Raw genomic sequence first — 25,585 nt, 5'->3', positions numbered from 1 at the left:
AGCGTTAGCGAGCTTGCGAGCGTCACCCGAAGGGGGACAAGGGAGAAATTTTTATAACAAGTGATTAGCCGGACATGATATTACTCATTTAATTACGAATTACGTTAGCGCAGCGGTAGCGAGTCATCGAGCGTCATTACGAATTACGAATTACGAATTATTTAAGAGAGTAATAAAAAATTAGGAGATAGGTATTATGTTGATCGATACCCATCTCCTATATCGTTTTATCAGCAACTATGAATTTATATTTACGGTCTTCTATTATTAATAATATGAAGATTATGATAGTATTTATGTGCTGCCATAGTCATAGCTAAAAATCCCCAAAGAATCATACCAGGCATACCCAGCATTCCACTGCCATTAATTAACTGAACACAGCAACCTATACCAATGGCACGAGCAGCACTAACAAAACTATCAAAACGAGCTTCAGTATACTTGCAGACACTGATGAGTATCAGTATTAATCCATTGAGATAAAAAATAGCTCCAAACCAGCCCAAGGTAAAAAACATATCTAAAATACCACTGTCAATTACAAAGACTTCGATTTGACCAGTTTTCTCATTGACTTTCCAAATATTGCCTAAACCGTTACCTAAAACATTAGAGAGAGCTATACTAAAATTTTTGTCATAATTCCCCGATCTATCCTTAAAGCTAGTATCTTCTTGGAGATTAGAAAAAGTTTCCAAACGCGCTGTTACAACATCAGAAATTGGTTTGATCGCTACTAATGGCACAACACATACTACCATTACCAAAATTATGGTAATTAAACGCATTTGAATACGGGCTTTGACTGAACCCATAATGATAATTACCCCTAGTAACCAACCTCCCCAGTTAGTACGTGTTTGGGCTAGCAAGAATGACAAATAACCTACAACTGAGGCAGGCAAAATTAAAGGCCCAGAACTAGTAAGTAATAATAATAAACCTGCTTGCATGACAGAGCCAAAGGGCCCAACTGAATGCAGCGTACTCCATACGCGCATCCCAAAAGGTTCAGGAGATCCTGAACTAGTGAACATTCTTGATTCTATTAGCCAATATCTATCCCACTCAGGAGCTACCACGAATTGATATATACCATAAGCCCCGGTAATTAAAACACACAAGATGAATACGCGCTGAATATGCTGGCGATATATGGGATAATCTCGCCAGTTCATATATAAGTGAAAAGCGAAAATGATTGGACTGAGCCAGTCTAAAAAGCCCCGTGCTACAGGAACTGGGGCGTTATAAATCAGACCGACCAGAAAACCATAAAACACTCCCAAAAAAGCCAGAATAAAAGGTAAACCCCCTTGGCGATAACCACTAGGAAGGTTACGTAAAAAACTAAACATAGTAACAAATACTACTAAATACGGCGCGATCAACATCTGACGAGTGGGATCCCAGCCGACTCGATAGTCAACTAAGCGAGTTGCTAAGGGCGTGAGAAACCATATCCACCAGGTAAAGCCAATGTAGAGAATGGGATGCCGCAAGTATAAAAACACGGCTACTATCAGAGCTGTCACCGGATAAATCAGGCGCAACATGGCAGTAGCACCAGCAAAATAACAAGTTACCATCAGCAAGACAAAGCTCAAGATTGCCATCCAACCTTGAAGCGATCGCTCTTGGGGAGAAAAGTCTTCTTTTAAAAAACTATTGAAAAGTATCTGTTTAGCAATCATTTAATTTTGGGGACTGGGGACTGGGGATTGGGGATTGGGGATTGGGGATTGGGGATTGGGGACTGGGAATTAAGAGGACGCGGTGACACGGGGAATGTAAATGAAAGTTTCTCCGCGTCACCGTGTCTCCCCTCTCCGTGTCTCCCCTCTTTGCGTCTCACCTCATCGCTACTCCCCACTCCCTAAATTGTTTATATCCCTGCCAACGTCCACGCAAGGATGCTGACCATTTCTTGCTTGCTAGATGGCCTTCGCTGGGTAGAAGTCTCAGCCATTGCAATAAGCCTAAACTATCGCGTGTTCCTACTAAGATTGACCAAATTAAAAATACGATGCGGCGGATAGGTGGCAAATGTTCTAATAATACTAAGGTTTCGTTATGAACTAAGTTGATAAAGGCAATTTCATTAAAGTTATTTCGCTGATCTTCGTCAAAACGTTGTGCGGGAAAGTGATCTACAGCAATCTGAGGATCATAGATGATTTTCCAACCAGTGCGCTTGAGGGTGAGAGTTAATGCCATTTCAAAGTGTACTTGCGCTCCTGTGCCGCGCATCCGCTCGTCAAAGCGCAATTTTCCCAGCGCCTGTTTACGGAAACTCATATTCACTCCCTTAAGCACATCGACTTCGCGGGGTTTTCCTACTCCTAGATGATGGTTGCCAATTATGCGTCCAAACCATTGCACTTGACCAACTATCAGACGGGAGTCGTCTTCTAATTTATTGCTTTGATATATCCAATCACGTCCACCGACGCCACCAATGCAACTATCACTTAGAAAATGAGCGTTAATTTTCTCTAACCAATCTGGGTGGGGTGCAGCGTCATCATCAGTTATTGACACTATATCTTTTGCTGTTGCTGTCAGTCCGGCGTTGAGGGCTGCAACTACCCCTGGTTGCGTAACCTTCACTATATGTAGTGGTAGGTTGTGCGAATTGTATTGAGCAAGAAATTCCCAAGTCTGTGCATCTGTGTCGCGGACAACTACTATCACTTGATCAACTGGTTTAGTTTGCTCTTGCAGTGCCAAAAGGCAACGTGATAGATCCAGAGGACGGCGATAGGTTGGGATAATTACAGTATTCTGCATTCTTGCTTAACTCCTCAAATAAATCTACATAGGTTTGTGCCATAGTTGTCCAGCTGTGTTGTTCTGCTATGGTGCGGGCTGCTTGGCCCATTTTTTCACGCAAAGTGCGATCGCTTGTTAGCAACAATAATGCTTGTGTTAAAGCCTCAGCATCGCTTGAGTCTGGTAAAACTAGCCCTGATTCTGGTGTAACTAAATCGGCTGCACCGGTTGTACTAGCTGTAATCACAGGTAAACCAGAAGCCATTGCCTCAATAATTACTAAGCCAAACGGCTCGTAATGTGACGGAAACACCAGAAAATCTACAGCTTTCATCAGTTCTGGGACATCATACCTTAGTCCTAGAAAATGTACTCGCTTAGTTAATCCGAGTGATTCAGTTAACTTGAGATAGGGACTGCCTTGAGTTACTCCTGCCACTGCTAAATGTAATTGGGGAACTTGCACTAAGGCTCGCAGAACTGTATCCAAGTTTTTGCGAGGGGTTCTGATATCGCCTGCAAACAACGCTAAAGGTACTTTTGCTGGAAGCTGCCATTTTTGGCGATCGCTAATTCCTGGTGAAAACTCTTGTAAATCAACGCCGTTTAAAATTACTCTAATCCTCTCTGGTGGTACGCCAATTTCTACTAAATCCTTGACGACTTTATTAGAAACTGCCACAACCACTTGTGCTTGACGAAAAGCCTTTTTTTCCCAACGAGCATTTAATTTTGTATATAACCACTGATAAAAATCATATATAAGTGTGCGTAACTTAATAGTTTTATCTAACTTGGAGAATTTCAACCAAGAACTATGGACAAAATGCACTGCATTGACATCTCCCGGAGCATTGGTAATCGCTCCATTGACTTTGATGATATCAAGTTCTAGGCGGTGTTTACGCAACCAATTGGTACTTTTAATCGCGAAGATGATATTTCTAATAAACTCTGTAGGCCAACCGTTAACTGAAATTAAAACCCAGTTAACTAGATGACTCTGCTGTAAATCAGAAGCTACATTAGTTGCCAATAATGTTATGTGATGACCGCGGCGAATTGCTTCTTTAGCAACTTCATAGTTGACCCGGCCCTGACCATCACTTTTTTTAATTTGATGGGTGACAATGCAAAGTTTCATGTTGTTTGGGGAATGGGGAATGGGCTTCTCCTGTCGGAGACGCTGCGCGACTGACTTCGCTCAGCTTACAGGGAATTGAAAAATAAATATTTACTAATCGCAAGTAGTTCTTGTAAAAAATCTTGCTTTTATCTTTCCTCTGTATTCTTTGCGCCTGGAGCGGTTTATAATAATTGTTTAGCTAAAAGTCGCGGCATAAAACTTAAAGTTAATGCTGCTATTGTTCGCAAATTAAATTTTTGTCCACTTAGCGATCGCCAAAGATAAGGACGTGCTATTGCTACCTGTTTATTGCGTAGTAATCCAATTCCTAAAGTAGTATTGGCTTCTAAGCATTTCTGTTGAAAGTAAAGCTGAAATTTCTGAAGACGAATGTCTTCCATAAAGACTTGATAACAAAATATTTCGCTTGTGGCCTTGCGAATTTTTGCTTGAACATTGCGACGACCACTAAGCATGGTGTCAGTTTGTTCATGAACGCGATATTGCGTTAGTTTTTCTGGATAATAGTAAGCACTATAACCAGATATACAACAAAGATAGGTTAAGTATAAATCCCACATACCACCAATTTCTAATGGAATGTTATTCCAATTAATTATATGATTGCGAATTATACAAGCAGCAGCTGTGGGGATGCTTTTATCTATTAAACCAATTTTGTAAAAATCTTGATAAACTCCTTGTTTTAGCTTGTCTCGGTTATAAGCGCGTGTAGTTTTGTCAGACTCAATATAATTAATTTTGCTATTTGCATCAATTATATATTGGTCACAAAAAGCAAGAATTAACTCACAATTCTCTTCTAATTGTGGTACAAGCTTAGCTAAAAATTCCTCACACCAAATATCATCATCATGGAGGCTGGCAACGTATTTACCTTGCGCCATACTAAAGGCGTGTATTTGATTAGCAATCATGCCGATATTTTGCGGATGTCGCCAAAATCGGATGCGTGAATCACCGAAAGATTCAACAATTGCTTGGGGATCTTCTAGACTACAATTATCAGAAACAATAATTTCAATGTTTTGGTATGTCTGGTTAATTGCACTTGCGATCGCCTGCTTGAGATACTCTGGTCGATTATAGGTTGGAATAATCACGCTGACCAAAGGTTCGGATAATTTAGCATTAACTGACATAAGCTCAATTTATTAAATACTCAGTTTTTTGTTGCGAGAAAGTTGGGATTTTGCTCCAATTTGATGTCATCTACTCTCTGTTTTTGATAAATCGTTTCCAAAAAACGTAATGCTGTAGGTACAGGAGTGTAATGTTCTAATGCCCAAAGCCTTCCTGCCGTGGCGACACTTTCCAAAATTCCTGGATCATCAGCTATTCTATCTACAGTTGCTTGCACATTATCCAAGTCAATGCCAATATAATGCTGCCAATTTTTAGGCATTACAGGTAAGGCAATACCATACTTTTCAAAATCTAGGTGAAAAGTGGCACATCCTGCTGCTAACGACTCCCAAAATCGCCAGCTATCCCACTGTACAATTGTATTTGATTTTAATTTAAGTCGGGTAAGTAAACGCTTCCCAATACGATTAATTAAATCACCTGGATTTTTAGGCCAAGCAGGTACAAAAAATCCGCCAAAGCAAGCACATGCCGCCGAACTTTTTAGGCGTTTATAATAAGTAGGATAATGCCGCTCACCAGTTCGTAACCATTGTAGATAATGGTAGCCATCTGCAGGACGATTATTGGAACTGTCAATATAATTATCAATTGGCAGAATGTTGCTCATCTGAGGAATGAATTGACTACAACTGATATTTCTTACAGGATGTCCAGACTTCCAATGTCGAAAATTTACCAGTAACTGTTGATTTTTATCGGTAAAACTTGGTACATCTTTCAATTCTCGAAGTATGCGATTAGTTAGTCCAAAAGCCCAAGGATGAAAGTTTTGAGCATAATTTAATTTTCTATTGTAATGATTTCTCAAGATAAAATCAAACTGCTTAAACTCTGGCTTTAGAGAATAAGTTTTATCATCATCTTCACCATCTAAATATACAGTTATATATCGGCGTTGAGAATTAAATAAATCTTCAGGTAGAGGTTGTTTCAAATGATACCAAGTATTACTAAAAACTACAATTGAGCAGTCATGCGGCGTAATTTCTGGATGGTGGCGAAAGAGATACTCTGCTTTTTCGTCTGGCTGCTGCCAGTAGTTTACATTTGAATAAAATGGTATTCCTAATTCAAGAAAACCTTCAGCTAAACAAATTAATAAATGCTGAAATTTTTCCCCTTCTGCTACGTCTTTTCTAGGGTCACAATAAAAATAGATTTGTCCGGCAAAATTAACTGAGCTATTAAGAATCATAGTATTAATTTTAATTAGACCTGTCTGCAAAATAGAGGTATTTAGATGAGGACTAAGGGCTAGAAAAGAAGGATTTTCGCGCCCTTGTTGTAGACTATTTGATTGTGAGGGTCTATCTCGAAAATAGATCGCAGGAAAAATCAAAATTTTTATAGAGTTCGAGATTGAAAATCAGCTATAGTTTTGGTGTAAATTCTTTCCAATCGCTGCACGTGAACATCAAGAGAAAACTCTTGCTGAAACCAAGTTTGACCTTGTTCACCTAATAGTCGAGTTTTTTGATAGTTTGTTGCCAAGTTATTAATAGCCTCAGCTAGTTGTTGAATATTATTAGGTGATACGAGAATACCTGTTTGACCATCTTGTACATGTTCAGGAATCCCACCAACGGCGCTAGCAATTATAGGCCGATAACGAGCATAAGCTTCCAGGGTGATAAGTCCAGCAGGTTCTGGCCAGAGGCTAGGAAATATTACAGCTAGGCATTGTTGATAGAGTGTTTCTAATTTGTCGCTATTACACCAACCATGCCAAGTGATGCTTTTGCTTAATCCCATCTCATTAGCTAATTTTTCCATACTAGGTTTACCCCAACCATCACCAGCGATGTCGAGATGAATTTGTCGGTCGCTTTTTGCTAAAGCTTTAATCAGCCATTCAATCCCTTTATAAGGAACAATCCTACCAGCAAATAAAATTCGTTGATTTTGATGTGTTTCCTTATCTAATGGTTGAGGAATGCTTTTTGGTAATTGAACACCACAGTGCAGTGTTACCACTTTCTTGGGTGATAAACCACTGCTGATGATTTGTCCTCGCACATAATCACTATTAGCAATTACAGAAATATTCAGTTTTTTAAGTATTGCTAGTGGATGGTAAGCATTACCCCAATCTTTAATAATATTTTGCGGTCTGCGGCTACCACAGTTATCCACTAAATGTCCCCAAGCACATCCTAGAGGGTTCATGGTGCGATCGCAAACTGTAGCGCGATTTTCTAAGTATTTAGTACCACTAGGGCAGTAAGTAGAGTGATTATGTAGAGTAAATACTGCTGGGCATTCTTGCCGCAATTCTGCTAACAGATTTTGATCATGGATATGTAGCAATTTAAACTGTCGCTGATCCAAATTGTGTAGAGAAGTAATAGTGCGATCGCTGACTCCCGAAATTTGTGAACTTACCAAAGAAGCGACATAAGTTTCAATACCACCACCGCCCCGAATATCAGCTTGGGAGCAGTGATAAATCATTTTTTTATCAACTACTGTATAACTCATATTTAGCAATTTTTGACTTAATCTATAAAAATCGAAAGCTGATGGTATTTTATACCCCTGCCTTTAACCAAAACTTATGTCTGACATCATTTACATAATGCCTTAAAGCAATTTTTTGACTTGCAAATTTATCTGGATAAATAAATTGATCTTCTACATTCAGAACGTATTTTTGCAAGCAAAGAGGTACACCATGGTTGTAGTGAATTGTCAAGTGAACAATTGTTTGTTCTGTAAAATATATAGGTAGTTCTTGCAGATTTCCCAATCGCTCAATGGCAAAACTCCAATCTAATTCGTGCTTAAATAATATAAACCCGCCGTTAACCGGATTTGCGCGTTCCCAATCTTCGTAAACAATTCGATTATCTAATGAGCAAGCACAATCAGGTAAATAGCGAGTATATTTATCTTCGGAATTAGCTAAATTAATTAAGTCAGTTCCACCTGGAAAAAATAAAATATCTGAGTCTGTATAGATGGTTGCACCATTTACAGGAATTGACATTAATGCAGATAACTTTTTGCCCATAGGATGTAATTGGGCATAATCAGAAACACATTGAGGTATATCTGTTCTTAAGAACTTTTCTAAGGGTATAATCTCAACACAAGGATGAATACGCTGGAGCAAATTACAGCTAGATTTAGTATAGCTGCCATCAGAAATTACAGTGAATGTGTTTGGAATACCAACATGACGGATGAATGAGCGAATATTTGCTACTTGTTCTGGCAGATCGCGCTCACATGATAAGGCATAGACACTGAGCGGTATTTGTCGAGTTTGTTTGATGGGAATACTGACGAGTTGCCCTAGTGCTTTTTTGTATAAGTGGCGATTAAATTGTCCTTGAATTCTAGCAGAATGATAGCCGATATTTACCATTAATTTATCCTTATATAGGAATCTGATTTGATTGATGAAATTATTTGTGTAGGCAAGGATTTGATAGTTTAGCCTACTTGACCAAGTTCATTTTGCATTTGATGATATTTCCAAAGCTCACCTTGCTGGTTCAGCAATTCCTGATAGCTTCCTTGCTCTACAATACGCCCTTGTTTTAGTACAACTACCTTGTCAGCTCTGACAATTGTGGATAGGCGATGAGCGATCGCAATTACTGTTCGTCCTACAGATAGCTTTTCTAAAGACTCTTGAATCAATCTTTCTGTAATAGAATCTAGCGCACTTGTGGCTTCGTCCAAAATGAGGATTTCTGGGTTACGTAGTAAAGCACGAGCGATCGCAATCCGCTGGCGCTGTCCTCCAGATAACCTCACGCCTCGATCTCCTAGTTTTGTGTTAAAGCCTTCTGGCATATCTTCAATAAATTCTAGTGCATTTGCTAGTCGAGCTGCTTCTCGAATTTCTGCTTCTTTGGCTTGGGGTATACCATAAGCAATGTTATTCCAAACAGAAGTGTTGAAAATAAATGTGTCTTGACTGACAACAGCGATTTTACGGCGTAACGAATTGATTTCAAATTGTCGCGCATCAACTCCATCAATTAATACATGACCTGCTGTAGGATCGTAAAATCGCGGAATTAGATCAATCAATGTACTTTTGCCGGCACCAGTCGCCCCGATTAAAGCTGTTGTTTTGCCTTTTTGAATGCTCAGGGTGATATTGTTGAGAACTAAATTGTTGCGATCATAGCCAAAATCTACAGATACCAGATCAATTGAATGCTTTAAGCCTGTAAATTTCAGTTGACCATTTTGCAAGTAATTTTTATTATCAGTTCTCACCAAATCTTTAATATTATCGGTTGCTCCTTGTAGTGTACTTAAGTGCGCTCTAGTTCCATTGATATCTTGAACGATGGGGACAACTCGAAACATCACAAAGAAAAATGTTAATAAAGAAGCAACTTGTAGTGTCCCATTCACAACGAAAATAGTAAATGCAAAGATAATCAATCCCACTAGAATAGTACTAGCGATCGCTTCAGCTAAAGGTCTGACAAGTGCCCAAATTAATACAACTTTGGTTGAAGTTGTGACTACTTTATCACTAGCGCTATAAAAACGCTGCCGCTCAAAATCTTGGGTAGCAAATGACTGGACTGTGCGAATTCCATTGATAAACTCTATTGCCGTTGAGGTAAAGTTACCATTAGCAATTGAAGTGCTAAAGCTCGTTTCTCTAGCTCGTTTATTTAGCGTTGATAATCCTACACCCACGAGTGTAAATAATAAGAAAGAAATGACTGAAAGTTGCCATGATAGCAAAAACATGGAAATAAAATAGACAGTAGCGGTCATGATTCTAGTTATTAAAAATGCTGAACCGCTAAACCACTGTTTTATTCTTTCAATTTCCGTTGTAATAGTATTAATCAACTCACCAGAACGAGTTTTAGCAAAGTAGCCAATGGGTAATTGCTGCAATTGTTCAAAAATTTGCTTCCGCAGGCGATCGGCTAAATTTAGTTGAACTATTTCTGTATATACATGCGACAAGTAATTAAAGCCAGCTCGCATCCAAGTACTTAATAAAATTAGTATCGATATTCGATATAGTCTATTGATCGCTGATGTATTAGCCGCCAAAATCCATGTGTCAAACCAATCAACTCCTATCTGAATTGGCTTAGCATCAGGAGTAGTTAAACTTTGCAAAAATGAAAGTAAAAATCCAATGCTAAAGCCTTCAAAAGTAGCTGCTAAAAAGGAAAAAACTAAAGCCAGAATAGCAACTTTACGAAAATACTTGAACTCTCGCAAAAAAAAATAGTTATCTTGCCAAAAGCGAGTATTTTTCAGTAAATTGTAGATTGTTTGGGAGAATTGGAAATACATGAATATTTTTCAACAAAACTTAAGCAGAGTAAGCAATATAGTGTATCTAAATGGTTAGCGGAGGTTAGATCCCAAACTTTTTCAAAAAGTCGGGGATCTAGCAACTCGTCAAAATTAATAACCAAAGAATTCGTAATTTCTGGTTTCAAGCCCTTCTGTTACAGAGGACTAGTTATTTAGCTACAATGCTCGACTATCTAAATGCAATAGCTGAGACTGTGTTTCTAGCTCCCATGAAGCCTTAATTTCTGGTAGCTTGTTGAGTTGTTTTTGTGAACTCAGTTTTACAGCATCTGCTAAAGTCCAATAACGAGATCCGAACAAACTCATTTCACCCCGCAGCACATTCAATAACTGGGGTAGATTGTCTAGACCATATTTATGCATCCAATCTTTTAAAGAGAGGATTTTGTTGCTTGTAGTCGGGCAAAACTTGATTGCTCGAAAAAATTTACCTCTTTCTCCGATATGCCACTCACGGCTAAAAAGTGAACCTGGTGAATAAATCCGCATCAATGCAAGTAATACCAACATTACAGGACTAACTAATAGCAACAAAACTAAAGCCGCAATCCAATCAACCATTCGCTGTAACAATCTCAAGGGTTGAGTATTTCGGTTTGATAGTTTTTTTCCAGAGGGTAAACGCAAAAATATTGGTTTATTAGCTTGTTCACATGCATCTGCCCAAAACCGTAGCAAAGCCTCGCCTAGTTCTGGGTCTATGCTGACTAAATTGACTGGAGAATGTTTTAAACACTCTACTAGCGACTGTTCGCTATCTAATGAAGGTAGATATGGCTGTTTTACTTGTCCAGGGGGTTTTACCAACAACTGACCCCTCCGCCACTGGAGTGTGGAGTTTGGAGAGCGGTGATTTTGATGTTGCTGGGTAAAATTATAAAAATTCTCTAGAGTGGAGATTACTGAGGTCGTCATATGTCTTGGGATTCGTGCAGTAGTGAATTGCTGTATTATCAAAGACTATTGATGTCAAAAACTCAAATTTGAATCTTGTTTTGTTACAACAAGCTTTGGATAATCGCGTGCAAAAGTATGCTCTTTTTACTGGCTTCAGAGCAAGTAAACTAATCAGCTCCGTGTTTTATACTTTTATTAACTAAAGGAGCTAAGAGTGTGGCTGCGCTACCGCAGTTTCGTTGGTGTGAAGATGGGTAAACCAGCGAGAAGCAAAGTAGATAAGTAGCAACAAACGTCCTTGGCAGGCAAACTAGAAAATTTGGAATTTCATTTGGTAGCTTATAGATTGTGGCAAAGTGAAGAGAAACCTCACCTAACTACTTAGTACCTACGTTTAATTGTGCTTATCTGTTGATTGTTTCGATAAATTTAATAAAACAAATTCACTTCACTTTTGTCTTATAGCTTTTTGTCAGGGGCTTTAATCTCTAGAATATAAGACTCTGTGGAAATCACTATCTACTCAAATAGATTCTTTATTTATTCTTTAAGTAGACATTAATGTTTGCCGTAAATTATAAAGCTATGATGAATTTACTTAATTTTTACTGATGCTAAAAAGTTAAATTCTAGGGATTAAATAATTCGTAATTCGTAATGACGCGACGCTCCTGCGTCGCTAACGCTTCGCTATCAAGGACTCGCTCTAAGCGAAGCTATGCCGCAGGCTTTACGCTGCGCTAACGTAATTCGTAATTCGTAATTAAATCTGCTCAAAAACGTATTTGCGATCGCACCCGAAAAAATGCGATCGCAAATAATATACATCCTCAAAAGTTAGAAGTGAAAAATATTGCTATTTTTCTACAGCTTGTTGCAGAGCTAATCGTTGCTGTTTGATATAAGGGACGTATGTACTATTAGAGTTTGATACCCCATTCGCTACAACACCAATCAGGTTTAACTTGCTCAACATGCCTGTAGCTTGAGCTAGCTGGGTTCGCGTTACAGTGCCAATGCTTGCTACCATGACCACGCTACGACAAGATGATGCTGCGATCATCGCATCCACCAAACCGAGAACTGGAGGGGCATCAATGAGTACCAAATCATAGTTCTCTTCAAATGCTGCCATCAATTGCATCATCCGAGGGGAACTCAACAGATGAGCCGGGTCAGTAGGTATGGGCCCAGCGGTCAAAATATCGATGTAGGCTGAACCTGAATAGGGAATACTAATTTGACTGGGCAAGGCAACATCACTAGCTAGTAAACTTGAAAGTCCTTGTTCGTTGGGAAGATTGAGTTGATCGTGCAGACTAGGAGCGCGGAGATTAGCATCAATTAGTAGTACCCGTTTGTGTAAACGAGCCGCACTCATTGCCAAACCCAATGCCAAAGCTGACTTACCTTCATCGGGTAAAGCCGAGGTAATCATCACAGACTTTAAGCTAGCAACAGTATTAAATAGTTCAATATTTTTGTAAATCAGATCCAGAGATTCCCAACGCGGAGGAGATTGCAATACCTGAATTGTCCAAGGAGCTAGCACTTCTGGTTTACCAAAAGGCAACTTAATAATTGATTCTCTGGGTTTAGCAGGGGGTAACTTGGGAGTTGTACCCAACAACGGCAGAGCAGACTGTTTTTCTAACTCAGCAGTCGTATGAACAGCATCATCAGATGCTTCGCGGACAAAGGCGGCAATCCCTCCTAACATTAACCCCACCACAGCACCTAACAAGAGATTTTGCTGGAGATTGGGCCCCAAGAGTTGGCCTTTCTGGGGATCTTCTACAACTTCCCAATTGAATCCACCCTTGGCGAGTTCTTGACGCAATTGCTGCTCTGCCCTTAACAGCTGCTCCAACCGTTCACGGCTGAATTGTAGTTGTGGTTGGATACGATTGTAGTAAGCCAAAAGAGGCGGAAAGCGTTTGATTTCAAAGCGCAGATCATTCTCTTTCTTGGCCAAAGTTTGATCGCGGGCAGTCAAAGCCACTATCGTTGTTTGTGTCTCTACCAACTGACCAGCGAGATTGAGGTCGATTTCACCGAGTTGCCCTTGTTCGAGGAGAGTTTCTCTAGCACTGACATTACCAGGAGACTTACCACCTAAAGTCCTGCCTACTTCCTGTTGCAGTAATTCCTTCTGACTTTGGAGTTGTTCTTTGAGCTTTTGCACACTCGGAGTTTCATCCGTAAAGCGCAAGCGTTCCTGTGCTAGGGCCAGTTCGGTTTTTTGGATTTCGTTGAGCAAGCCTTGGTATCGGGTAGATTGACTCAGCCGGGAAGAAACTAGAGCATTTTGTGGGGAACGGTTAAGTTGTTCTTCTAGAGATTTTTGTCGTGCTAAAGCCTCTCCATATTGGGCGCGAGTTGTTTGTCGCTCTTGCTGAACATTGTTTAAGGCTACCTCAAGCGCTTTAGCTTGTGATTCTGGGTCGATTAAATTTTGGTTGCGGCGGAACCGTTGTAAGTTGACCTCAGCCGCGTTTACTTCATCACTAGCTTTGTTTAATTGTTCTCTAATAATTTGCAAACCTTTTTGTAAACGCGAGCTTTGCTGTTGTTTGTTATATTCCACATAAACTTGCCGAATTGCAGTGAGAACTTTTTGTGTCTTCTCTGGATCTAGGTCAGTATATTCAACTTGAAAGATTTTAGTAGCGACATTATCTTCTTTACTTCTAATTTGAGCTAAGACTAAAGAGTTTTTTATATCAGCTACGGTTATGTCTGGATAGGTAGGCTTAAGTTTATCAACTGCTTTCTTGATCAGTCCAGAACTTTGCATCAAGTTTAGCTGAGTTGCAGTATCTATAACAACATTTGAGTCTGTAAACTGATTTTCTACGCCAGTCCCTTCTGTTTTACCTTGATAGTTAGGTTCTACTAACAATTGCATCGAACTTTTGTATGTGGGCTTTGTCCTCGATGTCACCACACCAGCGATAGTAATAGAACTAAGAAATACTAGTAAAAACCAAGGAAATCTGCGGACAAATACTGTAAAAAATTGTCCATAACCTGGCTCTGTTTCAGACAATGTAGTTATATGAGAATTTAGACTAGTTTGAACCACGTTTATTATCCTTCACTTCAGCTAATAAATTAAATCAAATGAATGATTGATGCATCATCCATGTTTGGTCAATAATTTGCTCAACTTTACTAAAAAAAGCATTTTCTGAAAAATTTTTCACTGCATGATTACGAATTTTCTCGTAATCCCAAGTGATTTCGCCGGCTTCTAGTAACGCAGTTTGTAGAGATTCGGGTGTTTGTCTTTTAAAAAAGACTCCTGTTTTTCCTGGTATTTGAGTATCTAATACTCCACCAGCTCCATAAGCAATAACTGGTGTTCCACTAGCATTAGCCTCTACTGGAACTAAACCATAGTCTTCTAAGGCTGCAACAATAATAGACTTGGCTTTGGCAAACAAGTCTTTACGCGTTCTGTCGCTAACATGTCCGAGGAACTCGATGTTATTTAATGCTTTGGATTTTAACCGTTCTTGCTCTGGGCCATCACCTGATATTAATAACCGCCATCCCAGCCAATTAAAAGCTTCAACTATTATATCAAGGCGCTTATAACTGATCATGCGAGCAGAAGCTAAATAGTATTCATCTTTGATATCTGAAAAAATAAAGTTATTTGTATTAATTGGATAGTTAACAATGATCGCCTGTTTGCCATAAATATTTTCAATCCGGCGAGCAACAACGCTGGAATTGGCGATATATAGGTCAGGCTCTTGGGCGTAAGTGAGGTCTATATTTCTCATCACCTGAAAAACTTTTTCGATCAGCGGTGCAAAGTAGCGATAGTCTCCGTATTCGCGTAAATAAGTTGTTGTATCCCACAAGAAGCGGGTAACGTTATGACAAAAGCAGATGTGGTAGGCATTTGGGCGTTTTTGTACTGCCTTAGCAAAGCTCGTGCTACTGCTGATAATCAGATCATAGTCTTGGAGATTCAAGGCACGAAAAGCGGGAAAGTATAGGGGAGCGATTAATCTAAAGTATTTAGCAGCGCCAGGAATTTTTTGTAGGAAGGTCGTTTTGACTAAGCGATCGCCTAGATCTATAGTTTTTTGTGGATCGTATAAAGATGTGAAAACATCTGCCTCTGGATAGCGCTGACAAAGTAGTTCAAATACGCGCTCCGCCCCTCCGCGCTGGGTTAAGTAATCATGAACTAGAGCAATTTTCATAAGTTTTACCTATGAGTTTTGATAAAGTTAGTTGACGGCACAACTATATGGGTATGATGTTTCACACAGAGGCGCAGAGACGCGGAGGAGATGAACAGAAATAGGGGAAAAATTTCAAATTTATCCCCCTCTTTTTACTCTCTGCGCCTCCGCGCCTCTGCGTGAGTAAAAAATACTTACTCATTTAAAGCCAGCTATCCAACTGCTGCTAAGACTTTCTCAGAGGCGAAGTAAGCGTTTTGCTCAGCTCGTAATTGGTCGCAGAGTCTACCTTCAGGTAACTCTACATCGTCGTAAGTTAGAACTTGGTCTTGGGAAATATCTCGTTTGAGACGACATCCTTCGGCTAAACCGATTGGTAGAAGTTTTTGCTCTTGGACGATGAGGGAGTTTTCACACTGTCCGTAGGTCATGTAGTAGCCGATGCCATCTAGGGTTTCTCCGGCTTTCAGGTCGATTTTGGCGGTGGTGATGACATCGACGATGGGGCCTGCGATTGGAGACATCACAGCATCTTGGAACAAGACAGCACGCGCTACAGAGAGTGGTACTTCAAAATGACACAGGTGATAGGGGGTGTAGAAGCTGTATAGGGGGCCCTCACCTAATTTGTACAAGTTGAGGTAGTGGCGTTGTTTGGGGTCATCGTGAGTGGCGAAGACATATATACCAGGGCCGGGTTTGGCTCCGACTACATAATCTACGATGCCGCCGAGTTGCTTGAGTTGCTCAACATCGTACATGTGTGTTAGGTCGTCGATATGGCCGGTAAAGCCGTATCCCAACATGCCCCGTCTAGCGACTTTCATCCCTGTGGCATTAGCAACGATCGCCTGCTCGAAGGAGATTTTTGTGCCATCGGCAAAGCTTGTCACCATATGGGCTTTCTGACCCCAACGCTTGGCAAATGCTTCTTGAGTCGTGGGATTACGATAGGGGTCTTGAAGTCCTTTAATGTTACCGCACAATAGCGGAATTAGACCAATACTTTTGACAAAACGGTAAAGATTCATTTGCACGCCTGGCTGATCGCCATCACAGGCGCTGAGGATGACGCCTGCTTTGTCGGCATATACTTTCAGGATGGAGCCGATAGTACCATCGAGTTCGGCATTCATCATAATTACATGTTTGCGATGGGCGATCGCTTCCATAATAATCTGAGCGCCAAATTCGACTGCGCCAGTAACTTCGATGAGTGCGTCGATTCCTTCAGCACGACAGAGTAATTTAGCATCATCTGTAACTGCATATTTGCCTGCGGCGATCGCATCTTCTAATTCGCTAACACTATCAATAACTTGAATATCCTCGATACCTGCTTCTATATAGGCTTGTTTAGCTGCATCAACTTGACGGTTAGAGATGGCAACCAACTCCATACCTGGGACAGAGTTGACAATTTGATTGGCAATGCCTTTACCCATAAAGCCAGCACCAATCATCCCGACTTTAATGGGATTACCTGCTGCGGCACGATTTTGGAGGGCGCGATCGATAATTATCATTGGCTAAGTTCCTTAGTTTTTAAATGGGGAGTAGGGAGTAGGGAGTAGGGAATGGGGAATGGGCTTCTCCTGTCGGAGACGCTCCGCGTAGCTTGCTTCCCGTAGGGTACGACTTCGCTCAGCCCACGGGGGATTGGGAATTGTCATTTGTCATTGATTATTCTCCGCGTCCCCGCGTCTCCCTCATCTCCCTCATCTGTTCCACTGCATGACGGTATGCTTGGGCAAACTTTTCTCTGGTATGGTTGGCTCTGGCATATTCCCAAGCCTTGCGAGACATAAGTTTTAGTTCTTCTATAGGTAAGTTGGCAATTCTATGAACTGTTGCTTTAATTTCTGCAATTGAACAGTTATTAAGAATTACGCCAAAATCGTGAACGTCTACACCAGATTCATAACTTAAAATCGGCACCAATCCAGCTTGCAAGCAAGTGATAACTGCTCCTGCTTGTCCCTCAGAAACTGAAGGATAAACAAGTCCTAAACAGTTGTTTGTAATCTTGATAAACTCAGGACTACTAACATCAATCCAACCATGAGTATGAATATTAGGTGTTTCGTAAAGCTCTTGATAAAAAGCTTTCTCAAATTCTTTGTCGTTGCTGATTGGCCCACAAACAGTTAAATGATATTCCGGCATTTGTGCAAATGCATCTAAAACTAAATCTAATCCTTTGAGAACTAGCGCACTACCACCAAACCAAAGAAAATTTTTTCTTACCGCTGCTAAATCTTTCTCTTCGGGCCAGGGATAAACAACTGGCGAAGAAATTGGGATGCGATACATTGGTTTATTGGCATATTTAAATGTATTAACCGTAAAATCGTTGCCCAATACAGTAGCGCAATCAGCATATTCAATCCCCAAATTAGGAGTTTCAAATCGCTGTGGACGTAGGGTAACACCTTTGCGCTGTTGTAGTTCTAGCAGTCGGTTACATTCAGCTGCATTGCGAAATATCATATTAGCAATGTCAACGTGAAAAATTTTTATGCAATCTTGATTGAGTTTTGGTGCAAGCGCTTCCAAGCGATGACGAATATCAACAAAGAATGCATAGTTTTTTTGAGGAACGAATTTGTCATTGTGGAACTGGATGACATCAACGTTATAACCTAAGTCTAAAAAAGTTTGCGCTATTTGCCATACTTCCCAATACCATGTGTGGTCATTAGGCATTGGTTGACCAGGTTTTAACAAAAATGGCTCAATTCGATAAGACATAAGTACGTTTCCTTGAGCAGGCTGATTTGGCTTGAGAGAAACAACCTGCAAATTTTTGACGTAATCGATACGAGCTTTGACTTTTCTGGATAAGAAAGAGAGAGAATTAGGGATGCGCGATAGGATGTTAGGCACGAGATAGGATGTTATGTAAGAGATAGAATGTTAGATGGTATTTGCTCCCTTTTTCAATGTACTTAAAATCAAAATCAAGAATTAGCACTACCAACCGTCATCATTCTCAACAAAGGCCAATTTAAATCTTTTTCCGAAATCACTGTTACATCCAAAGGCCATTGAATGTTAAAAAATGGGTCATCATAGCGTAAACCCCGCTCATATCCTGGTGTATAAAACTCACCCACCTGATAAACAACCTCAGTCTCATCTGTGAGTGCTTGATAACCATGAGCAAACATTTCTGGCACATATAAAGCGCGGCGATTTTCTGCGGTTAGTTCTACACCAATGTGTGATAGAAAGGTGGAAGACTCAGGACGCATATCAATGATTACGTCGTAAATAGCACCCTTTGTACAACAAATTAATTTTGTTTCTGTTGCTGGGGAAATTTGATAATGCATTCCCCGCAAGGTACCTTTTTTATAGTTGAAAGACAGGTTACATTGTGCAACCGTTGGCTTTAACCCATGTGCTGCAAAATCTTGAGCGCAAAAAGTTCTAGCAAAAAAACCACGGTGATCTGGCTTTTGTTCTAAGTCAATAATAAATGCGTCTTTGAGTTCGGTTTGAGTGAAAATCATGATTAAGGGAATGGGGGAAGATGTATTTTCATGCTATTGGTGTGTGATTTATTACACGAGAGTCTAGATTGTAAATATCTAACGCAGAAAATACTTGTAAATTGTTCAGTATTGCTGTCAACAAAACCGGATTAATACCAATTCAATCCTAAAAATTTAGGACTTACGTATACTCCACAAATTCTTGGCGTTATTCTCTGCGAGACGCTGCGCCAAGGCTGACAAAAGTCCTACCTCTAGTTTCCTCCTCTGCGACTCTGCGACTCTGCGTGAGTAAAAATTACACTACATTAGATGGGGAACGTGACTCTGCTTTGGGATATGTATCATCCCAATATTGAGTGCAAAGGTCTGGACGTTCAGGGGGATTTGCAGTGTAGCAAAAGAATAGTGTTGCTCGGTCTTCTATGCGGTTTGTGCCGTGATGGAAGGTATTTTTGGTATCTACTAAAATGACTGTACCTGCTGGGCCTGGACAGGATTTCCAAGCTGATCTAGGGATAATTTTTTCTACTTCTTCATCTTTGATTCCGAGATAGTCAGATAACCAAAGTTTGTAGAAAAGTCGCCAATAATTTAAACCAAACAAGGGTGTTAAAGAGCGGGAAATGTATTCAAAAGGCCCATGTTTTTTTTCTACATTATGTAAGCAAATGAAGATTTTAATAATCCGACGGTCTTCTGCATCACTATGCCAAAGCATCGTGTCAAACTGTGCATCACTGGGGAAATCTTTACGTAAATGTACACCATGAAACTTAATGGGAAGTCCAATATAATTTTCGATGATGTTGAGTAGTCTTTGCTCCTGTCCCCAGGTAGAGAATTCTGATAAACCTGTAACTGTGTAAATTTGTGGCAACCTTTTTTTGAGATGTGTGTTATTTGGTGATTCCATCTGGGACAATTGATGGTAGGCTGTTTTGAGGAGTTCTGAGGTAGAGTCAAATCCTAAATCTGCAAGTGTGGTAACGCAAGCACCATCTCGTTTAAGAGCATTGAGAATTTGGCGATCGCTCTTTGATAATCCAGGTAAATTTTTCGCATGTTGCCAACGTGCTAATTTGCAAAGTAATTCAGAATACAGTGAAAATGTTTTGTCTTTAATTGCTTTTAACATAGCCCGATTACCTATCCTAGCCTACCCTATTTGATAATTGATTTATTGAGCGATCGCCTATTATTGGCTTGCATTTCTTGAGGAGATGTTTCATTGGCTTCGACAAGTTTTAACTCTTTCAAAGCCATGACATCAAAAATTGACAAACTAACTAAAGCTATAAACGGAATTACTGTCTTGATAGCAGATACAGGCCATCTTCTTAAAGCGCCTAAAAAAACTCTCAAGCTAACTTCTTGAGAATTCTGTAAAAGCATCCGCCGACAAAATTGCTTAGAATAACCAGTTTCTTGCAATTTCAAAATTACTTCTGGGATATGTTTGTATTGCATTAACAGTGCAGATTTTGGTTCTTTCTGCCAATAGCTCACACCAACAATACATTCCAAATAAGTATCTTTTGTGACGATGATACGTCCATTGGCGGCACAATAGCCAGCTAAATACGCTAAAAATATCCAGTTATTTATAGCATCCGGCCAAATTTGGAGAGCATTTTTTACTAAGTCAGTGCGATATACTGTAGCAGTCAAAAAGATGACTGCGCCTACACTTTTTGAGAAACAATATTCAAATATCTTTTTGCTATCACCTTCTCCGTCTTCGCTATCAGCATCAAACCAGCGATTATCAGTGATTTTTGGGGGATGTACTGGTTCGCCAGTAATTTTATTTCGTCCAGAAAAATTGAGAAATAATAAAGATAAATCCTCATGTTGCTTAACTTTGTCAATGACATAAGCAATGGCTCGATCTTGAATTGGATCATCGTCACCAATTGTCCAAACATATTTTGTTGTAGCCGAATTTAGGCAATAAGTAATATTTTTCAGCACTCCTAAATTTTGAGAATTTTTATTTGAGCGAAATGTAATGTTACTAAGTACTTGTTGCCACTTAGTAATTATCTCTTGAGTGTTATCAGTTGAGCAATTATCAGAAACTAAAATTTCACACTCATGTTCAAACCCTTTAATAGCTTGAGCAAGCCAAGCTAATTGTTGATCAAGTAAGTTAGCCCGATTGTAAGTAGGGATTGCAATTGTCAGTAGCTTATTCATGACAGAAGAAAAAGTATTAAGCTGTTAATGCGTTTTCATTACTTAGTAAGTGATAACCCAAAAGCAATCCTGTTTTTTAAGTAATTGATGAAATAACAACAAAGTAATTGTAAAAATTGATAATTACGATGTTATTAACTGATGATTGCGTACAGTGACCGAATAAATTTTTACTTCAGGGATTGGAACTACAAACTGCCCATTCCATTCACTAATAAATGCTATTTGTTCCATAATTTCATCTTGAAGATTCCAGGGTAAAATTAATACATAATCCGGTTTAGTTTCGCGGATTTTATCTGGATGAAAAATAGGGATATGAGTTCCAGGTAAAAACAAACCTTGTTTGTAGGGATTACGGTCTACTGTGTAATCGATAAAATCTTTACCAATACCACAATAATTTAGCAGTGTGTTACCTTTTGCTGGCGCACCATAACCAACGATAGATTTACCTTGTACTTTAGCTGCCAGCACAAAATTTAGTAACTTTTGTTTTGTTTGTCTAACTTTTTCTCCAAATACACAATAAGTTTCTATTTGATGTAAACCAGCAGCAATTTCTTTGGCTTTAATCTGGCTAACTCGTTCGCTAATTACAGGATAATCAGCATGTTCATGTTTTCCATAAATTCTCAAAGAACCGCCATGAGTAGGTAGTTCTTCGACATCAAAAACTACTAAATTGTGAGCTAAAAAGATTTTTTCGACAGCTAGAAATGAAAAATAAGAAAAATGTTCATGATAAATAGTATCAAACTGATTTTGTTGAATGAGTTGCAAAATATGAGGAAATTCCATGGTTAAGATGCCATCTTGCTTCAAGACAATTTTCATCCCAGCAACAAAATTATTCAAATCTGGTACGTGAGCTAAAACATTATTACCTATTAAAAGGTCAGCTTGTTTTCCTTGTGTAAATAGTTCTTGTGCTGTTTGAATACCAAAAAACTTGTTTATACTAGGAATACCTTTTGCTTGGGCTATCTTGGCTATGTTAGCTGCTGGTTCTATTCCTAAAACGGGGATTCCTTTCTCTAAAAAATATTGCAACAGATAGCCATCATTACTGGCGATTTCGATCACTTGACTGTTGTGATTAAAGCCAAATTTTTCTACCATCATATCGGTGTAAGCTTTGGCATGTTTAAGCCAAGTTTCCGAGTAGGAAGAAAAGTAAGCATAGTCGCTAAAAATTTGGTCGGGAGTTTCAAATTGTTCTAATTGAACTAAAAGCGAATCTTCAGAGATATACACATGGAGAGGGTAAAATTTCTCGGCATTCTTTAACTGTTCAGTAGTAAGATAAGCATTGGCTAAAGGTGACATTCCTAAATCAACAAATGTGTGGTGCAGGGGTTGACCACTAAAACGACATTGTGCGATCGCCATAGACTTACGTGTTATTACTTGAAAATGGTTTGCTATATGAAATAAGTCCGAACCAAAGATAATTGATTCGGAAGCTTGCATTTGTTTACTAGTGCTTTGTAATTCTGGTTACTTCTTATTCCAGAAAAAATCCTGATCAATTTGTTCGGTACGAATCAGATACTCTAACTGTTTTAAGCGTGTAAATCCTCTAAACAAGAAAGTATCTTCAGCCATATCTATTTGACTGAATAAATTCAACAACTGCTGGGCACCGCGTTGGGCATTCCACTCACACTTAAATCCAGGGAGTGTTGTATTGATTTTCTCGAAAGAAACTCGATAGCTGCGATTGTCTGCACCGTTATCGCCAAAGGACAATTTACAATCTGGGAAGATATCAGCAATAATTTCAGCAATTTCTTTAACGCGATAGTTATTTGCTGTATCTCCAACATTAAATACTTGATTGTGTACAATGTCTCGTGGTGCTTCGAGAGCGCAAACTATTGCTTTGCAGATATCTAATGCGTGGACTAATGGACGCCAGGGTGTGCCATCGCTAGTCATTTTGATTTCTTTGGTAGTCCACGCCAAGCCTGCCAAGTTGTTTAAAACAATATCAAAGCGCATCCGAGGAGAAGCACCAAAAGCAGTAGCATTCCGCATGAAGGTGGGGGAAAAATCATCGTCAGCTAGTAGTCTGACATCTTTTTCTACCAGGGTTTTACATTCTGCGTAAGCTGTTTGGGGATTAACACCAGATGCTTCTGTGACATCACCATCGGTAGCTACGCCGTAAACACTGCACGAAGACATATATACGAAGCGACGTACACCCAATGTTTTCGCCAAGTTCGCCAAACGAACTGAACCTAAATGATTAATGTCGTAGGTGATATTGGGTGCTAATTGCCCGGTAGGATCGTTGGATAGTTCTGCCATGTGAACTATAGCTTCAACGCCTTGCAAATCTTCTGGAGTGATGTTACGGATATCTTTATTAATGGTTTTAGCTGTCACCTCAGTACCGTTGTACAGCCAACCAACTTTATAAAAACCAGTATCTAAACCGAGAACTTCATGTCCTCGTTCAATTAACAGAGGAGGCAATAACGAACCTAAATATCCTTCTGTTCCAGTTATCAATACTTTCATTATTGTCTAATCCTCTGTTCTTGAATGATGAGTTGAATTCAATTCCGATGCGGATCAAATAGCGACACAATTTATGACTGTCACCTCATTACCAGCAAACAGTCATGGGTAATTCGTAATGACGCTCCTACGTCGCTACCGCTGCGAAGCGCGTAATTCGTAATTCGTAATTAGGAAAGTCAAGCTCAGTCTGGTTTTTCAGGGTTGGATTTGTTGCTTGATTTTGGATACCTGGTATAAAGTCCTGATTAAGAATTTAGAGAAATCTCAGAATCTTTGATTTTGTTCGTACTGAATATATAGATAAAATTCACCACAAATTCTTAGCCGATCGCACCTTCAAATATCGGCATCAACACCAATTTATTTGTCAAATAAACAGAAGCCTATGATTGGTGTATCCTCTAGTTTAGTCTTAGAGCCTCTGTTAGGTGTAGCCAATTTGCCATATAAGATTGGGGACTGGGGAATTGTCATTGATTATTCTCCGCGTCCCCGTCTCCCCCCAGTCACTGAGCAAAGTCGTACCCCTACGGGGAAGCAAGCTACGCGCAGCGTCTCCGACAGGAGAAGTGCATCCCCTCACAAACTGACAACGGTGCTAAGATGCAACGGTTGGGGAATTTGGGCAACAATTGCTTTGCCAATTTCTAGAGAGGATGTGGCAGCAGGTGAAGGTGCGTTACAAACATGGACGGAGTTTTGGCCTTGAAGAATCAAAAAGTCGTCTACTAGTTTGCCATCTTTCATCAAAGCTTGGGCGCGGACTCCTGCATGGGTGGGAACTAAATCTGCTGCTTGGACTTCAGGAATCAGTCTTTGTAAACTCCTGACGAAGGCTGCTTTACTCAAAGAACGGATGATTTCTTGAATGCCTTCATCGGCGTGTTTGGCTGCCAATTTCCAGAAACCAGGATAGGTGACAACCTCAACAAAGTCCCGCAAGTCAAAGTCAGTTTTTTTGTATCCTTCGCGTTTGAGGCTAAGAACTGCGTTAGGCCCCGCGTGAACGCTACTGTCAATCATCCGGGTAAAATGGACTCCCAGGAAGGGAAAATCGGGATTGGGAACCGGATAAATGAGAGTTTTGACCAAATAGCGTTTTTCGGGGGTGAGTTCGTAATATTCACCGCGAAAAGGGACAATTTTAGCTTGGGGTTCGACTTGATTTAATTTAGCAATGCGATCGCTATGCAATCCAGCACAATTGATCACAAAGCGTGTTTCAAAGTTGCCTTTGTTTGTTTCTAATACCTGATTTCCCCCACTGGCGGAGATTTTCAGCACTTTTGTATTGAGATATAAATCTCCGCCCTGACGTCGAATTAATTCGACGTATTTTAAACAAACTTGTTTGTAATTAACAATACCAGTTGATAATACTCGAATTCCACCCACAGAACTGACATGAGGCTCAATTTCTTTAACCTCTTCTGGTGTGATTCTCTGGACTGCAATACCATTTTCTAAACCCCGTTTGTAGAGGTTTTCTAAGCGCGGTAGCTCTTGTTCTGTGGTTGCAACAATCACCTTACCGCAGACTTCATGGTCAATTTCATGTTCTTGGCAGAACTCCACCATTGAACGACAACCGTCACGACAAAATTGAGCTTTGAAACTCCCTGGCTTGTAATATATACCAGAGTGAATGACGCCGCTGTTATTGCCGGTTTGGTGAAATGCCCATTGGCTTTCTTTTTCCAGTACTAAAATCCGGGCATCAGGATAACGTTTACCCAAAGCCATCGCTGTAGATAGTCCTACTATACCGCCGCCGGCGATCGCAAAATCATACATTGGTATTGTTGCACTTAAAATGACAGTAAATAAGCGTGATGTGCAGAAATCAAAATATCAAAAACCTAAGTACTATGAGTTTT

At 39.8% G+C, this 25,585-nt stretch carries 19 protein-coding genes; all 19 read right to left on the bottom strand.

Annotated elements, in window-relative coordinates:
* Nucleotides 1–251: 251 nt before the first annotated feature.
* The 19 genes from AC5JMF_RS11405 to lhgO all read right to left on the bottom strand — a co-directional run bounded on the left by AC5JMF_RS11405 (nucleotide 252) and on the right by lhgO (nucleotide 25,502).
* A complete protein-coding gene (locus tag AC5JMF_RS11405) occupies nucleotides 252–1,697 on the bottom strand; it encodes an O-antigen ligase family protein (RefSeq protein WP_495795824.1) in 1,446 nt (481 codons plus the stop codon).
* Nucleotides 1,698–1,854: 157 nt separating this feature from the next.
* Complete coding sequence (locus AC5JMF_RS11400) at nucleotides 1,855–2,793, bottom strand: glycosyltransferase family 2 protein (protein WP_495795823.1); 939 nt, start codon at nucleotides 2,791–2,793, stop codon at nucleotides 1,855–1,857.
* Complete coding sequence (locus tag AC5JMF_RS11395; protein ID WP_495795822.1) at nucleotides 2,711–3,919, bottom strand: glycosyltransferase family 4 protein; 1,209 nt, start codon at nucleotides 3,917–3,919, stop codon at nucleotides 2,711–2,713. The genes AC5JMF_RS11400 and AC5JMF_RS11395 overlap by 83 nt, the downstream gene beginning before the upstream one ends.
* Before the next feature lie 164 nt (nucleotides 3,920–4,083).
* Complete coding sequence (locus AC5JMF_RS11390; protein WP_495795821.1) at nucleotides 4,084–5,064, bottom strand: glycosyltransferase family 2 protein; 981 nt, start codon at nucleotides 5,062–5,064, stop codon at nucleotides 4,084–4,086.
* 20 nt (nucleotides 5,065–5,084) lie between these two features.
* Nucleotides 5,085–6,266, bottom strand: coding sequence for a glycosyltransferase family 1 protein (locus AC5JMF_RS11385; RefSeq protein ID WP_495795820.1), 1,182 nt, complete (start codon nucleotides 6,264–6,266; stop codon nucleotides 5,085–5,087).
* Between the two features lie 149 nt (nucleotides 6,267–6,415).
* Nucleotides 6,416–7,549: a glycosyltransferase family 4 protein gene (locus tag AC5JMF_RS11380; RefSeq protein ID WP_495795819.1), complete on the bottom strand. Its 1,134-nt coding sequence runs from the start codon at nucleotides 7,547–7,549 to the stop codon at nucleotides 6,416–6,418.
* 49 nt (nucleotides 7,550–7,598) lie between these two features.
* Nucleotides 7,599–8,438 carry a hypothetical protein gene (locus AC5JMF_RS11375; protein ID WP_495795818.1) on the bottom strand — a complete coding sequence of 280 codons (840 nt, stop codon included), beginning with the start codon at nucleotides 8,436–8,438 and terminating at the stop codon, nucleotides 7,599–7,601.
* Between the two features lie 68 nt (nucleotides 8,439–8,506).
* Nucleotides 8,507–10,357: a heterocyst formation ABC transporter subunit HepA gene (hepA, locus tag AC5JMF_RS11370; protein WP_495795817.1), complete on the bottom strand. Its 1,851-nt coding sequence runs from the start codon at nucleotides 10,355–10,357 to the stop codon at nucleotides 8,507–8,509.
* 180 nt (nucleotides 10,358–10,537) lie between these two features.
* Nucleotides 10,538–11,296: a heterocyst development glycosyltransferase HepC gene (gene hepC / locus AC5JMF_RS11365; RefSeq protein WP_495795816.1), complete on the bottom strand. Its 759-nt coding sequence runs from the start codon at nucleotides 11,294–11,296 to the stop codon at nucleotides 10,538–10,540.
* An 838-nt stretch (nucleotides 11,297–12,134) separates the two neighbouring features.
* Nucleotides 12,135–14,363 carry a GumC family protein gene (locus tag AC5JMF_RS11360; protein ID WP_495795815.1) on the bottom strand — a complete coding sequence of 743 codons (2,229 nt, stop codon included), beginning with the start codon at nucleotides 14,361–14,363 and terminating at the stop codon, nucleotides 12,135–12,137.
* A gap of 34 nt (nucleotides 14,364–14,397) precedes the next feature.
* Nucleotides 14,398–15,498 (bottom strand): glycosyltransferase, encoded by a 1,101-nt coding sequence (locus AC5JMF_RS11355; protein ID WP_495795814.1) that lies wholly within the window; start codon nucleotides 15,496–15,498, stop codon nucleotides 14,398–14,400.
* A 194-nt stretch (nucleotides 15,499–15,692) separates the two neighbouring features.
* Nucleotides 15,693–17,006 carry an NAD(P)H-dependent oxidoreductase gene (locus AC5JMF_RS11350; protein ID WP_495795813.1) on the bottom strand — a complete coding sequence of 438 codons (1,314 nt, stop codon included), beginning with the start codon at nucleotides 17,004–17,006 and terminating at the stop codon, nucleotides 15,693–15,695.
* Nucleotides 17,007–17,163: 157 nt separating this feature from the next.
* Nucleotides 17,164–18,366 (bottom strand): glycosyltransferase, encoded by a 1,203-nt coding sequence (locus tag AC5JMF_RS11345; protein ID WP_495795812.1) that lies wholly within the window; start codon nucleotides 18,364–18,366, stop codon nucleotides 17,164–17,166.
* Between the two features lie 74 nt (nucleotides 18,367–18,440).
* Complete coding sequence (gene rfbC, locus AC5JMF_RS11340; protein WP_495795811.1) at nucleotides 18,441–18,995, bottom strand: dTDP-4-dehydrorhamnose 3,5-epimerase; 555 nt, start codon at nucleotides 18,993–18,995, stop codon at nucleotides 18,441–18,443.
* 280 nt (nucleotides 18,996–19,275) lie between these two features.
* The gene (locus AC5JMF_RS11335) at nucleotides 19,276–20,115 is read right to left on the bottom strand and encodes a phytanoyl-CoA dioxygenase (RefSeq protein WP_495795810.1); all 840 of its coding nucleotides are present in this window, start codon (nucleotides 20,113–20,115) and stop codon (nucleotides 19,276–19,278) included.
* Nucleotides 20,116–20,141: 26 nt separating this feature from the next.
* A complete protein-coding gene (locus AC5JMF_RS11330) occupies nucleotides 20,142–21,176 on the bottom strand; it encodes a glycosyltransferase family 2 protein (RefSeq protein ID WP_495795809.1) in 1,035 nt (344 codons plus the stop codon).
* A 123-nt stretch (nucleotides 21,177–21,299) separates the two neighbouring features.
* The gene (locus AC5JMF_RS11325) at nucleotides 21,300–22,649 is read right to left on the bottom strand and encodes a methyltransferase domain-containing protein (protein WP_495795808.1); all 1,350 of its coding nucleotides are present in this window, start codon (nucleotides 22,647–22,649) and stop codon (nucleotides 21,300–21,302) included.
* Nucleotides 22,650–22,676: 27 nt separating this feature from the next.
* Nucleotides 22,677–23,705, bottom strand: a complete 1,029-nt coding sequence (locus AC5JMF_RS11320) for an NAD-dependent epimerase/dehydratase family protein (protein ID WP_495795807.1) — start codon at nucleotides 23,703–23,705, stop codon at nucleotides 22,677–22,679.
* Between the two features lie 582 nt (nucleotides 23,706–24,287).
* Nucleotides 24,288–25,502: an L-2-hydroxyglutarate oxidase gene (gene lhgO / locus AC5JMF_RS11315; RefSeq protein WP_495795806.1), complete on the bottom strand. Its 1,215-nt coding sequence runs from the start codon at nucleotides 25,500–25,502 to the stop codon at nucleotides 24,288–24,290.
* Nucleotides 25,503–25,585: the final 83 nt, after the last annotated feature.

It is taken from the genome of Desmonostoc vinosum (assembly GCF_059505385.1).
The sequence above is the reverse complement of the archived record's forward strand: the minus strand, read 5'-3'. Positions and strand labels throughout refer to the sequence as shown.

Bases quoted from the DNA above. Each gene is read 5' to 3' on its own strand.
- AC5JMF_RS11405 (WP_495795824.1), bottom strand. From the start codon at position 1,697: ATGATTGCTAAACAGATACTTTTCAATAGTTTTTTAAAAGAAGACTTT.
- AC5JMF_RS11400 (WP_495795823.1), bottom strand. From the start codon at position 2,793: ATGCAGAATACTGTAATTATCCCAACCTATCGCCGTCCTCTGGATCTA.
- AC5JMF_RS11395 (WP_495795822.1), bottom strand. From the start codon at position 3,919: ATGAAACTTTGCATTGTCACCCATCAAATTAAAAAAAGTGATGGTCAG.
- AC5JMF_RS11390 (WP_495795821.1), bottom strand. From the start codon at position 5,064: ATGTCAGTTAATGCTAAATTATCCGAACCTTTGGTCAGCGTGATTATT.
- AC5JMF_RS11385 (WP_495795820.1), bottom strand. From the start codon at position 6,266: ATGATTCTTAATAGCTCAGTTAATTTTGCCGGACAAATCTATTTTTAT.
- AC5JMF_RS11380 (WP_495795819.1), bottom strand. From the start codon at position 7,549: ATGAGTTATACAGTAGTTGATAAAAAAATGATTTATCACTGCTCCCAA.
- AC5JMF_RS11375 (WP_495795818.1), bottom strand. From the start codon at position 8,438: ATGGTAAATATCGGCTATCATTCTGCTAGAATTCAAGGACAATTTAAT.
- hepA (WP_495795817.1), bottom strand. From the start codon at position 10,357: ATGTATTTCCAATTCTCCCAAACAATCTACAATTTACTGAAAAATACT.
- hepC (WP_495795816.1), bottom strand. From the start codon at position 11,296: ATGACGACCTCAGTAATCTCCACTCTAGAGAATTTTTATAATTTTACC.
- AC5JMF_RS11355 (WP_495795814.1), bottom strand. From the start codon at position 15,498: ATGAAAATTGCTCTAGTTCATGATTACTTAACCCAGCGCGGAGGGGCG.
- AC5JMF_RS11350 (WP_495795813.1), bottom strand. From the start codon at position 17,006: ATGATAATTATCGATCGCGCCCTCCAAAATCGTGCCGCAGCAGGTAAT.
- rfbC (WP_495795811.1), bottom strand. From the start codon at position 18,995: ATGATTTTCACTCAAACCGAACTCAAAGACGCATTTATTATTGACTTA.
- AC5JMF_RS11335 (WP_495795810.1), bottom strand. From the start codon at position 20,115: ATGTTAAAAGCAATTAAAGACAAAACATTTTCACTGTATTCTGAATTA.
- AC5JMF_RS11330 (WP_495795809.1), bottom strand. From the start codon at position 21,176: ATGAATAAGCTACTGACAATTGCAATCCCTACTTACAATCGGGCTAAC.
- AC5JMF_RS11325 (WP_495795808.1), bottom strand. From the start codon at position 22,649: ATGCAAGCTTCCGAATCAATTATCTTTGGTTCGGACTTATTTCATATA.
- AC5JMF_RS11320 (WP_495795807.1), bottom strand. From the start codon at position 23,705: ATGAAAGTATTGATAACTGGAACAGAAGGATATTTAGGTTCGTTATTG.
- lhgO (WP_495795806.1), bottom strand. From the start codon at position 25,502: ATGTATGATTTTGCGATCGCCGGCGGCGGTATAGTAGGACTATCTACA.